The following is an 11,552-nucleotide window of genomic DNA, read 5'->3' on the forward strand; positions in this document are numbered from 1 at the left end:
TCCCCACCCTGCGGCATCACCACGTAGTAGCCCAGCCCCGTCTTCACCTTCAATTCAAACGGCATCACCAGCCGCCCGGCGCGCAGGTCGTCGCCGATCAACGACCAGTCGCCAATCGCTACCCCTGTCCCATGCGACGCCATCGACATTGCCTGATCCAGCGTCTCGAAATGCTGGCCCATGTTGACGTTGCTCAGCTGCAATTGGGCAGCGTTCAGCCACACCGTCCAGTCCTGTGTGTCGCGGGTCGGGTGCAGCAGCAGATGCTGTTGCAGATCGGTCGGTTCGGTCAGCGCCGCAGAGCCCTTCAGTAACGCGGGTGAACAGACCGGTGTCAGTTGCTCATCGAACAGGTGCAGGGCGGTCGATGAATTGTCCGGCGGCGTGCCGTAGATCACCGCGGCATCGAACTGCTCGCGCTGAAAGTCCACGCCGTGGGCCAGGGTGGTGGTCAGTTTGACCGGCACGTCCGGGCGTTCCTTTTGCCATTGCAGCAGGCGCGGCACCAACCAGCGCATCACGCAGCTGGGGGCCTTGAGCTGCAGGGTTTCGCGCTTCAGACCAATCTGCTCGGTGGCTTCGCTGATCAGGCCGAAGATCTTCTCCACCCGTGGCAGCCATTCACGCCCTTCGGCGGTCAGCTCCAGGCCCCGGGCCAGGCGAATGAATAACGCATAACCCAGATGCTCTTCCAGACCGGCGATCTGCCGGCTCACTGCCCCTTGGGTGATGTGCAACTGCTCGGCCGCCCGCGTGAAGTTGCAGCACTGCGCGGTGATCAGAAACGTGTGCAGGGCGGGCAGGGGAGGCAGTCGTTTCATGTGGATCCAAGGTATGACGTGAGGACATGGCTAGTATGACTTTTAATCGATTGTTGCCGCTACCTGCCGCCCGTTCAATGAGCCCATTCCACCCGGATCAATGTGGGAGCGAGCTTGCTCGCGAATACGGTTTTCTATTCAGCATCAATGTGGCTGATACACCGCTTTCGCGAGCAAGCTCGCTCCCACACTGGCACGGCGTATTGAACAAACAAGAAGGGCAATCGACATGGCGACGTGTGGCGAAGTACTGGTCAAGTTACTCGAAAATTATGGGGTCGAGCAGGTGTTCGGCATTCCCGGGGTGCACACCGTGGAGTTGTATCGCGGGCTGGCCCGTTCGAGCATCAACCATGTCACTCCACGGCATGAGCAGGGCGCCGGTTTCATGGCCGACGGCTATGCGCGCACCCGCGGCAAACCGGGGGTGTGCTTCATCATCACCGGTCCGGGCATGACCAACATCACCACCGCGATGGGCCAGGCCTACGCCGACTCGATCCCGATGCTGGTGATCTCCAGCGTGCAGACGCGCAGCCAGTTGGGTGGCGGTCGCGGCAAGCTGCACGAGCTGCCGAACCAGAGTGCGTTGGTCGGTGGCGTCGCTGCGTTCTCTCATACCTTGATGTCCGCAGCGGAATTGCCGGGCGTACTGGCCCGTGCGTTTGCGCTGTTCCAGGCCGGGCGTCCACGTCCGGTGCACATCGAGATTCCGCTGGACGTGCTGGTGGAAGAGGCCGATGAATTGCTCGCCAGCGTTCCGGTCAACATCGACCGCGCCGGTGCCGCCCCCGCCGCCGTGAGCCGCATGAGCGAGCTGCTGGCCGGCGCACAACGACCATTGATTCTTGCGGGTGGCGGTGCGATCGACGCCGCCGCCGAACTCACCGAACTGGCCGAATTGCTCGACGCTCCGGTGGCGCTGACCATCAACGCCAAAGGCATGCTGCCGTCCAGCCATCCGCTGCTGATCGGCTCGACACAAAGCCTGGTCGCGACCCGCGCACTGGTGGCCGATGCCGACGTGGTGTTGGCGATCGGCACCGAACTGGCCGAAACCGATTATGACGTGACCTTCGCCGGCGGCTTCGAGATTCCCGGCAAACTGCTGCGCATCGACATCGACGCCGACCAGACCGTGCGCAACTATCCGCCACACGTGGCGTTGGTCGCCGACTCGCGCAACGCTGCACAGGCATTGCTCAGTGCTTTGTCGCACCAACCTCTGGCCGAGCGCCGCAACGATTGGGGCCAGGTGCGCGCCGCGCGTTTGCGCGACGATCTGGCCGCGACCTGGGATGCGCCAACCCTGGCGCAGACGCGCTTCCTCGAAACCGTCCTGCACGAGTTGCCGGATGCAGTGTTCGTCGGCGATTCCACGCAACCGGTGTACACCGGCAACCTGACCTTCAACCCGGAACGACCACGGCGCTGGTTCAACTCGTCCACCGGATACGGCACCCTCGGTTACGCCTTGCCGGCGGCCATTGGCGCGTGGCTCGGCGGCAGCATTGAGGATGGCGCCCGTGCGCCGGTGGTGTGCCTGATCGGTGACGGCGGCTTGCAGTTCACCCTGCCGGAACTGGCCAGCGCGGTCGAAGCGCGCACTCCGGTGATCGTCCTGCTGTGGAATAACCAGGGTTACGAAGAGATCAAGAAGTACATGGTCAACCGCGCCATCGAGCCGGTCGGCGTCGACATCTACACCCCGGACTTCATCGGCGTCGCCAAGGCCCTGGGTTGCGCCGCCGAGGCGATTGGCTCGGTGGAACAACTGCGCGGCGCGCTGCGCGCCGCCACCGATCGCCAGGGCCCGACCCTGATCGAAATCGACCAGACCCAATGGATGCAGGCGGTGGCCAAATGATCAATTTCCCGACCACACTCGATGGCCTGTTCATCAATGGCCAATGGTCCGCCGGTTGCGAGCATCTGCGGGTGATCAACCCGGCCACCGAAGCGCTGCTGACCACGGTCAATGGCGGTGACGAACAAGCGGTCGATCTGGCGGTCGCTGCTGCCACGGAAGCGTTCAAGGACTGGTCGAAAACCAGCGGTGCCGAGCGTGGCGCGATCCTGCGCAACATCGCCAGCGGCGTGCGCAACGGTCGCGACCACCTGATGAAGCTGCAGTCGAGCAACAACGGCAAGCCGCAATTCGAGGCGGCCATCGACGTCGACGACGTGATCGCCACCTTCGAGTATTACGCCGAACTCGCCGAAGGCCTCGACGCACAACTGGACAGTCACGTGGCGCTGCCCAGCGACGATTTCAGCGCCCGTCTGCGCCGGGAACCGTGCGGTGTGGTCGGGCTGATCGTGCCGTGGAATTTCCCGATGGTCACCACCGCGTGGAAACTCGCACCAGCGCTGGCCGCCGGCTGCTGCGTGGTGCTCAAACCGTCGGAAGTCACGCCGCTGCCGGAGCTGGAACTGACGGCGATCATCGCCGAATCCGGCCTGCCCAAAGGCGTATTCAACCTGGTCTGCGGCACCGGTCTGGCGGTCGGTGCGCCACTCTCGGCTGATCCACGCATTGCGAAGATTTCCTTCACCGGCAGCAACGCTGTCGGCGTCCAGGTGATGCAACGCGCTGCGGAAACCGTGAAAGGTGTGAGCCTGGAACTGGGTGGCAAATCTTCGCTGTTGGTGCTTGAAGATGCCGATCTTGAACTGGCGGTGGAGTTGGCTTGCGGCGGCGGTTTTTTCAACGCCGGGCAGATGTGCTCGGCCACCAGTCGGGTGCTGGTCGCCGATGAGCTGGCCGATGAATTCCTCAACCGCTTGCAGGCCCGTGCAGAAAAAATCCGCGTAGCCGATCCGTTCGACCCGGACGTGGAGATGGGCGCACTGGTCAATCAGGCGCAATACCAGCGGGTGCTCGGCCACATTGACCGGGGTCTGAGTGCCGGAGCGAAGCTGGTGTGCGGCGGCAATCGTCCGGCGGATCTGCCGCGCGGCTATTTTTTGCAGCCGACGGTGTTCACCGAAGTGCCCCTCGACAGTGCGTTGTGGTGTGAAGAGATCTTTGGCCCGGTGCTCTGTGTGCGCAGTTTCAGCAGCGAAGCCGAGGCGATTGCCCTGGCCAACGACAGTCAGTTCGGGCTGGTCGCCAGTGTGGTAACGCGTAACGCCGAGACCGCCGACCGGGTCGCCAACGCCCTGCAGGCGGGGCTGGTGTGGCTCAACGCGCCACAAGTGATCTTCCCGCAGACGGCATGGGGCGGCTACAAGCAGAGCAGCATCGGTCGCGAATTGGGGCCGTGGGGCCTGGCTGCATTTCAGGAAATCAAACACGTGATCCGGGCGCTCTGAACGCCCGAAAACGGGGAGCGCATGCCTCGCAACGAGGCATGCGCCGGTGTCATGGCTTCGATGAGTTTTTATCGATAGTCAGGTGTATTGCACGACCTCAGGATGAACCCGTCGGCAGCGCTGCAGGCCTTTGAACACAAGGCCTGCAGCAGATCCGGCCGCGCGGATGCAACGGTTGCGACCAACCTCATACTTAAAAGAACAAAGGGAGTCCTTCATGGGCGAGCATGATCTGAACAGGCGTCAATTCATTAAAACCGTCGGCGTCGCCTCGGTAGCGGCGGCGGCCCTGAGCATGCCCTTCATCCGGGCCTCTGCCAGCGACACACGTTTCGCCGGCAAGACCCTGCGCTTGCTGACCTGGTCGGATGACACCGGCCTCGCCGCACTGCGCAATATCGCCGCCACGTTCGAGGCCAAGACCGGCGCCAAGGTCATCGCCGACCGCACCGGCAGCACCTCGGAGATGGTCGCCAAACTCAAGGCCGGCGGTGACCGTCCGCAGTACGACATCATCACCCTGGCCGGGGTCGGCGCCGAAGGTCTGGCCGCCGCCGGACTGCTGGAAAAACCCGACCTCAACCGCATTCCCAACCTGATCGACGTACCGGAAAAATACCGCACGGGCGCCAACGGTCACGGCATCGGTTACCTGCTGTGGTGCAACAGTCTGGTCTACAGCACCCGCACGCTCAAAGAGGCGCCGAACAGTTACGCGGCGTTGTGGGACGCCGATCTGGCGCCGAACATTTTCCTGCCGCCGCCGAACTGGACCGAGGCGATGGACCTGATCATCATCGCCGCCAAACTCGCCGGCGGTGACGAACACAACATCGAACCGGGCTTCAAGAAACTCGCCGAACTCAAGGATCGCGTGGTCACTCTTGGCGAGAACCCGAACCAGATCGCCGAGCTGTTCCGCACCGGTTCGCTGGACATGGGCGGCTTGTACGCCCCGGCCTTCTTCCCCAAGCAGATCCGCGATCCGAACTACGGCCTCGGCGCCACGTTCGGCATGAAGGAAGGTTTCTACACCGACCTGATGCTGTCGGTGATGCCGAAGAACCGTCCCGGCGACACCGATCTGGCCTACGCCTTCATCGACCACTCTCTCGACCCGCTGGTGCAGGGCAAGATGGCCGAAGACATCTTCAACGGCCCGGTCAACGCCAAGGCGATCATCTCCGCCGAAGCACGCAAGAGCCCGTACATCCTCACCCCGGAGCAGATTGCCGAGAAGGCGATCATGCACGACAACGCCTTTTTGGCGACCGTGCATGACCAATGGATTCGTCGTTATACGGAAATCTTTTCTTCCTGAGCCGAACACCATCCTTCAGAGCACCACAAACCCCTTGTGGGAGCTGGCTTGCCAGCGATGACGGCCTACCTGTCGACAATGATGTCACTGACAGATTGCGATCGCTGGCAAGCCAGCTCCCACAGGGGCACGGTGGTTTGGAGAGCTGTGTTCGTCAGTTGTTCTTCCATTGACGAGATCATTGCTATGGAACATCAATCCCTGAGCCAACCGGTCGACGCCGGCAGCGTGCGCCCGGCGCGCGGTGTTTCGCCGACCGCCCGGGCGTGGTTTTTCCTCACGCCGTCGATGCTGTTTCTCGGCGTGCTGATCGCCGCCAGCCTGCTGGTGTTGCGCATGAGCGTCGGCACCAAAGGCGCGGAGTGGACGGGGTTCAGCCTGGCCAGTTACGTCCAGTTGCTCGAACCCTATTACCTGAAATCCTTGCTGCTGACCTTGCGTCTGGCATTGATCAGCGCGGTGATTGCCGTGCTGCTGGCGATCCCGGTGGCGTACACCATGTCGCGCCTGACCTCGCCGTTCCTGCGGCGGATTTTTCTCGCGGCAGTGCTCCTGCCGCTGCTGGTCAACCTGCTGCTGCAAAGTTACGGCTGGCTGGTGATTCTCGGCCCGGGCGGGATGCTCAACCAGGCGCTGATGGGCCTGGGCCTGATCAAGCGCCCGATCATGTTGCTGTACAACCAGAACGGCGTGCTGATGGGGCTGGTACAGACCGCGTTTCCGCTGGCCGTGCTGCCGATTGCCAGCGCCATGCGCGGCGTCGCGCGCACCTACGAAGAAGCGGCAGCAACGCTGGGCGCCAGTCGTTTTCAGGTGTTCCGTCAGGTGGTGTTGCCGATGAGTCTGCCGGGGATCATTACCGGGGCGACGCTGGTGTTCGCCTACAACGCCAGCAGTTTTGTCGTGCCGTTGCTGCTCGGTGGTCGTCGTGTGCCGATGCTCGCGGTGATGGTGCATGACCAGATCGCGCCACTGATGAACTGGCCCGCCGCGTCGGCGGCCGGGGTGGTGCTGATCGTTACCACGCTGGCGATCATGACCCTGTCCGAATACATCACCGGCCGTCGTCGGCGTCTGCTGGAGGCTTCGCAATGAGTGCCCTGACCAAGAAGCGCATGGCGCTGTTGCCCGGCGACACCGGCAAGTTCGCCGGCATCCTCTCCGGCTTCATTCTGCTGCTGGCGGTGTTGCCGATCCTGACCATGATCGTCATGTCGTTCAGCGGGGCGTCGAACCTCGATTTCCCGCCGAGCAGCTACAGCCTGCAATGGTACAAAGCGGCCTGGCACACCTTCGTGTCGCCGGACGCCAGTGATGTGTTGAGCCTCGGCCAGGCCATGGCCACCAGCCTGTTGGTGTCGTGCCTGACCATGGTCTTCGCCACGTTGATCGCGGTGCCTGCCGCCTATGCGCTGACCCGTTGCGAGTTCCGTGGCAAAGCCGTGGCGCTGCAACTGATGTCGCTGCCGCTGGTGTTCCCGATGGTGGTGTTGGGCCTGGCCTTGCTGCTGGTGTTCGACAGTCTGCCGTTCCACCTGACCACCTCGCGGCTGGTAATTGCCCACGTGATTCTGGCGCTGCCGTTCGTGGTGAAAAACTGCACCGCGGCGATGCTCTCCATCGGCAGTGAAGTCGAAGAGGCGGCGCGGATGCTCGGTGCTTCGCCATTGCGCGCAATTGTCGATGTGGTGGTGCCGTTGATGAAATCGGGGATTCTGGCGGGGATGCTGCTGGCGTTCATCGTCTCGTTCAACGAATTCACCGTGACCTATTTCCTTTACACCATCGACGTCATGACCGTGCCGATCTGGATGTACAGCCGCACCGTGTCATCGCTCGACCCTACCGTGTTCTCGTTTGCCGTGCTGATCGTGCTGATCGACTTCGTCCTGATCTGGGCGTTGGAGAAGCTGGTGGGCGAGGGCGGCGTTTCCTTTTGATTTGAGGTGCAACATGACTGGTCTGATTCTGGAAAACGTCGAGAAATTCTACGGCTCGGCGTGCGCGGTACAAGACGTCAACCTGCATTTGCCCGAGGGCAAGCTGGTGTGTTTTCTCGGTCCGTCGGGCTGCGGCAAAACCACTTTGCTGCGGATGATCGCCGGGCTGGAAACCCTCAGCGGCGGCGAAATTCGCCTGGACGGCGAGGACATCGGCCAGACCCCGGCGCACCTGCGCAACTTCGGCATGGTCTTTCAGTCGCTGGCGCTGTTCCCGCACATGACCGTCGGTGAAAACATCGCCTATCCGCTGAAATTGCGCGGCGTCAGCAAGGCTGATCAGCAGAAGCGGGTAGTGGAGTTGCTGGAGTTGATCCAGTTGCAAGCGATGATCAACCGTCCGGTGGCGAAGCTTTCCGGGGGGCAGCGGCAGCGGGTGGCGATTGCCCGGGCGATTGCCTCGCGGCCGAAAATTCTTTTGCTCGACGAACCGCTGTCGGCGCTGGATGCCAAGCTGCGTGAGTCGATGCAGGTGGAAATCCGCCAATTGCAACAGCGCCTGAACATCACCACGATCATGGTCACCCACGACCAGCGCGAGGCGATGACCATGGCGGATATTGTCGTGGTGCTGGGCGAGCACAAGGTGCAGCAGGTCGGTACGCCGATTGAAATCTATCGGCACCCGGCCAACGAGTTTGTCGCTGACTTCATTGGCTCGGGCAACATCTTCCCGGCCACGGCATTGGGCGATGGCAAAGTCGGCCTGCCGGGTGGCGATGCACTGCAAGTGCCGATCTGCAGCAGCATCGTGGTGGGGCAGAAGGTGAAGATGCTGATTCGCCCCGAAGACCTGCAACTGTCTGCACCACAGGCGACGGCGGGCAATCGCCTGCTCGGCAAGGTGACGTTCGTGCGTGATATCGGCGCGACCATCGAGACCACGGTGGAGTGTTCCGGGGTGACGTTCACCGCGTTGAGTACGCCGTGTCAGGGGATTGGTTTGGGGATCGGGCATCCGGTGTCGGTGACGTTGCCGGTGGAGGCTTGTCGGGTGTTGGGGGCTTAGAGCGAGGTCTGACTCCGAATCGCCCCTCACCCCAGCCCTCTCCCGGGGGGAGAGGGAGCCGACCGAGGTGTCTGGCGTTATCCATCGACCTGAAAAATCCAGTCGATTATGGATTCGGCAAAACATTGTCAGGTCGGTGTACTTGTTGAATATCCCCCATTCAGTCCTCTCCCTCTGGGAGAGGGAGGCGACCGAGGTGTCTGGCGTTATCCATCGACCTGAAAAATCCAGTCGATGATGGATTCGGCGAAATACTTTCAGGTCGGTGTATTTGTTGAATATCCCCCATTCAGTCCCCTCTCCCTCTGGGAGAGGGTTAGGGTGAGGGGCTTCTAACGGTCACACTGAAAGCCGCAACCGCGCCAGATCCCGCAACGGCGGCGCGCCAAACAAGCGGCTGTACTCGCGGCTGAACTGCGACGGGCTCTCGTAGCCCACGCGATATCCTGCCGCCGAGGCTTCCAGACCCTCGGCCAGCATCAGGCGCCGCGCTTCCTGCAGGCGCAACTGCTTCTGATACTGCAGCGGACTCATCGCCGTCATCGCCTTGAAGCGGTGATGCAGAGTCGAGACGCTGAGGTTCACTTCTTTCGCCAGATCATCAATGCGCAACGGTTGCTCGAAATTGCCGTTGAGCCATTTGATCGCCTGGCTGATGCGGTGGCTCTGGCTGTTGGCAATCGCGATCTCATACAAACGATGACCCTGCGGACTGCGCAGCAGACGATAGAGAATCTCGCGGCGAATCAGCGGTGCAAGCATGGCGATGTCTTTCGGTGCATCGAGCAAGCGGGCCAGGCGCAGCACGGCGTCAAGCATTGCGCCGTCGATGCGTTCGACGTACAGACCGCGCCCGGTGGGCCGGGTCGGCACGCCCATCGGGCCGGCATCGGCGATCAGTGCGGTGATTTCCGCCGGGTCGATGTCCAGGCGCACGGCGAGGATCGGCTCTTCCGGTGAAACGTTGACCACGCGCCCGCTCAGTGGCATCGAGACCGAGACCACCAGATAATTCAGCGGGTCGTAATTGAAGTACTCGTCGGCCAGCCGCACCTCTTTGCGCCCCTGCGCCATGATGCACAACGCCGGCTGCGCGAGCACCGGAGCGAAGTTGTGGGACTGGGTGTGGCGCGACATGAACAGCGAGCCGACGGCGGTCTGGTAACTGCCATCGTCGGTGGTGTTGCGGCGGATGATCGCCGCCAGTTCTTCGCGCTGTTTCTCCATGTCGGCATCAGGCTGGGCTTGAAAACGATCGAATGACGTCATGCACGGCATCCTCGGCAAGGGAGATGGAATGGAGCAGAGCTTAAGTTTGTGCAAGCGCGAGCGGTAGACACATCCTGTCAAATGCTTGCCTGATTCTGCATTGGCTTGCCGGCGTGCTCAGTCACAGCAGGATGCAGAGCGGCAAACTTGCTTGATACGCCGTATGACAACGGTGTGACGCGGTTTCACAGGTTGTTACAAGTCCTGTGTGCAGTCTCGCAGGATTGTGCAACAGGGCGGCAGGAATCGACTAACGGCGCGATGTGTTCGGCGCTTAACCTTTGATCCTGTCGCAGCCCGTCCGCTGGCTGCCACGCGACTCCCTGGGAGGGTTGAACATGTCCAAGCAGATTCCCGTCAGTCACATGGCCTTCGTTCGAGCGCGCGCCGGACGCTCGGCGGAACTCGGTGTACGCCTGAGCGCGTTGATCGAGCCGTCCCGTGCCGCCCCCGGTTGCCTAAGCTTTGCCTTGCAGCATTCGCAATGTGATCCCGAGTTGTGGCTGGTCTCCGGTTTCTGGAGCAGTCAGCAAATGATGACCCGTTATTTCAACAGCCCGTCGATGGAAATCTTCGCCGAGCTGGTGCAGGACCTGGTGGTCAACAGTCTGGATTTCCATACCTTCAAGGACGTGTCGGCCGCGCAAGCCCTTGGCCAATGCCCGGTGCCGGTACACAAACTCGCCGGTTGAGGGTTTAATGTCCGGCTTATTTGTCTGAGCCGGGATGTATGACATGGCACGTAAAGAGTTCGAACACTTCGAAGCAGTCTCCGCAGTCGTCCCCGTCGAGTTGGGCGGCAACAAGGGGTATCACGCGGCAATCGCGGTCAAGGCCCTGGTCGATGGCGGTGCGCCACGCTTTCACAAACTGCTGGGTGATCAGGTGTTCCCCGGTGCCATCGCTGCCGACGAGGCGGCCATCAATGAGCTGGATAAACTCAAGGGCGTCACTGCTGACGCCGAGTTGGTCTGGTAACGCGTTACTGGCTGGCGCCTGGACGCCACATCTTGAACAGAGCCTCAGGCCCCAACTGAAAATAGTCCGCTGGTCCGCCGCCGCGCAGAATCGGTTCTGCCGCGGCGGTGTCGTAGATGCCGTCCTTCAACAGCCACTTGGCGATATGCACGGCGACCACTTCGCCGAGGATCAGCCAGCTCGGCACGGTTTCGCCGTTGGCGCGCTGCAATTGAATGATCTGCGTGACCTTGCACTCGAACGACACCGGACTTTCGGCGACCCGTGGCACCGAAATCACTTTTGATGCCACCGTCGTCAGCCCCGCCAATTCAAACTCGTTGACCTGCGGCGCGACCATTGCGCAGCTCTGGTTCATCTGCTCGGCCAACGGGCGCGTGGCGAGGTTCCAGGCGAACTCGCCGGTCTGCTCGATGTTGTTCAGGCTGTCTTTGCGCCCGACGCTGGAAAAACCAATGATCGGCGGGATGTAGTTGAACGCGTTGAAAAAGCTGTACGGCGCCAGGTTCAAGTGGCCCTGAGCATCCTGCGAAGAAATCCAGCCGATGGGGCGCGGGCCGACGATGGCATTGAACGGATCGTGGGGCAGGCCGTGGCCGTTGGCGGGTTCGTAGAAGTGGATGTCATCGGACATGGCGAGGGTTCCTGAAGAGGGCATGCTTAAAGACGCCATAGTGTAAGAGCGCACCGCGTATTTCCAGTCAAACGCTGATCCTCTATAGGCGTGAGCCTGCAGGGGATGTTTGTGATGCTTCAGAAATGACTAAGCCCGGCCGAAGCCGGGCTGTTGGACGACTGCTGATATTCAGCTGATGGCTGCAGCAGTACCGGTTTTATCG

General features: G+C 61.8%; 11 protein-coding genes. 8 read left to right on the forward strand and 3 right to left on the reverse strand.

Features of this window, described 5'->3' with window-relative positions; genetic code table 11:
- Window positions 1–821 (reverse strand): LysR substrate-binding domain-containing protein (locus tag DBR24_RS11690; protein WP_128614821.1); only part of this gene is annotated, 821 nt, incomplete at its 3' end.
- A 229-nt stretch (window positions 822–1,050) separates the two neighbouring features.
- Here DBR24_RS11690 and DBR24_RS11695 point away from each other — a divergent pair.
- The 6 genes from DBR24_RS11695 to DBR24_RS11720 all read left to right on the forward strand — a co-directional run bounded on the left by DBR24_RS11695 (window position 1,051) and on the right by DBR24_RS11720 (window position 8,466).
- Window positions 1,051–2,688 (forward strand): 5-guanidino-2-oxopentanoate decarboxylase, encoded by a 1,638-nt coding sequence (locus DBR24_RS11695; RefSeq protein ID WP_128614822.1) that lies wholly within the window; start codon window positions 1,051–1,053, stop codon window positions 2,686–2,688.
- Window positions 2,685–4,136 (forward strand): aldehyde dehydrogenase family protein, encoded by a 1,452-nt coding sequence (locus tag DBR24_RS11700; RefSeq protein ID WP_128614823.1) that lies wholly within the window; start codon window positions 2,685–2,687, stop codon window positions 4,134–4,136. The genes DBR24_RS11695 and DBR24_RS11700 overlap by 4 nt, the downstream gene beginning before the upstream one ends.
- A gap of 217 nt (window positions 4,137–4,353) precedes the next feature.
- Window positions 4,354–5,457, forward strand: coding sequence for an ABC transporter substrate-binding protein (locus DBR24_RS11705; RefSeq protein WP_123466324.1), 1,104 nt, complete (start codon window positions 4,354–4,356; stop codon window positions 5,455–5,457).
- A gap of 186 nt (window positions 5,458–5,643) precedes the next feature.
- Window positions 5,644–6,552, forward strand: coding sequence for an ABC transporter permease (locus tag DBR24_RS11710; protein ID WP_128614824.1), 909 nt, complete (start codon window positions 5,644–5,646; stop codon window positions 6,550–6,552).
- On the forward strand, window positions 6,549–7,397 hold the full coding sequence (locus tag DBR24_RS11715; RefSeq protein WP_123466328.1) for an ABC transporter permease: 849 nt from the start codon (window positions 6,549–6,551) through the stop codon (window positions 7,395–7,397). Before DBR24_RS11710 ends, DBR24_RS11715 begins: the two co-directional genes overlap by 4 nt.
- Window positions 7,398–7,410: 13 nt before the next feature.
- Entirely contained in the window at window positions 7,411–8,466 is a 1,056-nt protein-coding gene (locus DBR24_RS11720; protein WP_128614825.1) for an ABC transporter ATP-binding protein, read from the forward strand.
- A gap of 339 nt (window positions 8,467–8,805) precedes the next feature.
- Here DBR24_RS11720 and DBR24_RS11725 read toward each other — a convergent pair whose 3' ends face one another.
- Window positions 8,806–9,735: an AraC family transcriptional regulator gene (locus DBR24_RS11725; RefSeq protein WP_123466332.1), complete on the reverse strand. Its 930-nt coding sequence runs from the start codon at window positions 9,733–9,735 to the stop codon at window positions 8,806–8,808.
- Window positions 9,736–10,073: 338 nt separating this feature from the next.
- Between DBR24_RS11725 and DBR24_RS11730 the strand changes: the two genes are divergently transcribed.
- Entirely contained in the window at window positions 10,074–10,427 is a 354-nt protein-coding gene (locus DBR24_RS11730) for a putative quinol monooxygenase (RefSeq protein ID WP_123466335.1), read from the forward strand.
- A gap of 43 nt (window positions 10,428–10,470) precedes the next feature.
- Entirely contained in the window at window positions 10,471–10,713 is a 243-nt protein-coding gene (locus DBR24_RS11735) for a hypothetical protein (RefSeq protein WP_123466359.1), read from the forward strand.
- Between the two features lie 4 nt (window positions 10,714–10,717).
- Here the strand turns inward: DBR24_RS11735 and DBR24_RS11740 are convergent, their stop codons facing one another.
- Entirely contained in the window at window positions 10,718–11,347 is a 630-nt protein-coding gene (locus DBR24_RS11740) for a flavin reductase family protein (RefSeq protein WP_128614826.1), read from the reverse strand.
- Between the last annotated feature and the right edge of the window lie 205 nt (window positions 11,348–11,552).

Origin of the sequence: Pseudomonas sp. HMWF006 (assembly GCF_003061205.1) — a bacterium.
In the GTDB taxonomy this organism is placed as follows: Bacteria; Pseudomonadota; Gammaproteobacteria; order Pseudomonadales; family Pseudomonadaceae; genus Aquipseudomonas; species Aquipseudomonas monsensis.

Excerpts from the sequence above, each read along its gene's own strand:
- DBR24_RS11695 (WP_128614822.1), top strand. The coding sequence starts at position 1,051 with ATGGCGACGTGTGGCGAAGTACTGGTCAAGTTACTCGAAAATTATGGG.
- DBR24_RS11700 (WP_128614823.1), top strand. The coding sequence starts at position 2,685 with ATGATCAATTTCCCGACCACACTCGATGGCCTGTTCATCAATGGCCAA.
- DBR24_RS11705 (WP_123466324.1), top strand. The coding sequence starts at position 4,354 with ATGGGCGAGCATGATCTGAACAGGCGTCAATTCATTAAAACCGTCGGC.
- DBR24_RS11710 (WP_128614824.1), top strand. The coding sequence starts at position 5,644 with ATGGAACATCAATCCCTGAGCCAACCGGTCGACGCCGGCAGCGTGCGC.
- DBR24_RS11715 (WP_123466328.1), top strand. The coding sequence starts at position 6,549 with ATGAGTGCCCTGACCAAGAAGCGCATGGCGCTGTTGCCCGGCGACACC.
- DBR24_RS11720 (WP_128614825.1), top strand. The coding sequence starts at position 7,411 with ATGACTGGTCTGATTCTGGAAAACGTCGAGAAATTCTACGGCTCGGCG.
- DBR24_RS11725 (WP_123466332.1), bottom strand. The coding sequence starts at position 9,735 with ATGACGTCATTCGATCGTTTTCAAGCCCAGCCTGATGCCGACATGGAG.
- DBR24_RS11730 (WP_123466335.1), top strand. The coding sequence starts at position 10,074 with ATGTCCAAGCAGATTCCCGTCAGTCACATGGCCTTCGTTCGAGCGCGC.
- DBR24_RS11735 (WP_123466359.1), top strand. The coding sequence starts at position 10,471 with ATGGCACGTAAAGAGTTCGAACACTTCGAAGCAGTCTCCGCAGTCGTC.
- DBR24_RS11740 (WP_128614826.1), bottom strand. The coding sequence starts at position 11,347 with ATGTCCGATGACATCCACTTCTACGAACCCGCCAACGGCCACGGCCTG.